The sequence below is a fragment of the uncultured Campylobacter sp. genome (genome assembly GCF_937949835.1).
Classification (GTDB): Bacteria; Campylobacterota; Campylobacteria; order Campylobacterales; family Campylobacteraceae; genus Campylobacter_B.
On sequence record NZ_CALEDC010000116.1, the window covers coordinates 1 to 1037 of the forward strand.

At 57.7% G+C, this 1037-nt stretch carries 2 protein-coding genes; one reads left to right on the forward strand and one right to left on the reverse strand.

Annotated elements, in window-relative coordinates; genetic code table 11:
• A partial coding sequence (locus Q0256_RS02570; RefSeq protein WP_297959773.1) for a hypothetical protein occupies positions 1–199 on the forward strand: 199 nt, incomplete at its 5' end.
• Here the strand turns inward: Q0256_RS02570 and Q0256_RS02575 are convergent.
• Positions 146–1037, reverse strand: an 892-nt coding sequence (locus Q0256_RS02575) for a thiamine phosphate synthase (protein WP_297959775.1), incomplete at its 5' end; no start/stop codon positions are given. The two genes, Q0256_RS02570 and Q0256_RS02575, sit on opposite strands and share 54 nt — an antisense overlap.

Sequence of the window (1037 nt, forward strand, 5' to 3'; positions counted from 1 at the left end):
CGCCGAAGAAGCGGCGCTGAACGACAGCGGCGAACTGGGGCGCGACTACCACGTGATGCGCTGGCACCCCTTCTCCGTCGATTTACTGCACGCCGACGGCAGCAAGGCGCGCGGCAAAAGAAACGGATCGCATTTTCGGATCGATTCATTTCTTAAATTTTCTTATGAAATCGCTCGCGTCGCGCGCCGCCATCGCTGAGCTCATAACGGCGATCCTGTCGGCTCCCGCGCGTAGGACGGAGGCGAAATTGCGCGGCGTTATGCCACCTAGCGCGTAGATTTCGCCTGCGAAAAACCCTCGCACGGCGCGGATCAAATTTAGCCCCTTCGGCGCGAGCCCCGCCTTGCAATCAGTCGCGAAGATGTGGCTCAGACAGATCGCGCCGGCACCCAGCTCCAGCGCCTCGCGCGCCTCCACCTCGCTGTGGCAGGAAGCGACCAGTTTTTTGAAATTTGCGCGCAAAAACTCCGTCCCTCGCGCCGCGCCGAAGCTCCGCAAAACCCCAAGCGGCAGCCATAAATTTCTCTCGCCCGCCCGCAGCGCAAAATCTGCAAAATTATGCACAAAGATCGCGGGCAGGTGCCTTGCCCTCTCTGCGCTCTGCGCGCCCTTCGCACTCTGCGAGTTTTCCGCCTCTTTCACGCTCTGTAAATTTTCTACACCCTCTATACTTTCCGAGCTTTCCGTGTACTGCACGCTCCGTGAGCTCTCCGCATCTCCTGCGCTCTGTGCGATCTCATCCGCAGGTTTCGTTTTGCATACGGCGCCGCGAAGCGAAATTTCGCCTGGCGTGCTATCATTCGCGCAGTTTGCAGCGCTAGTAAAATTTTCAGACAAAATTTCATCTAAAACACGAGCGGAATTTTTAGGCCGTATCTCATCTGTAGCGGCACCGTGCTTTCGGGCCGTATCCGCGCAAAGCTCGCTCTTGCCACCGCCCAAATCGAGCTTTTTTTGCAAAACTTCGTCCTCGTCGCGCCCGAGAAGCGAAATTTTATCCGCGCAGGCCGCGCTTACGTCTAATCCGCCCGCAAAA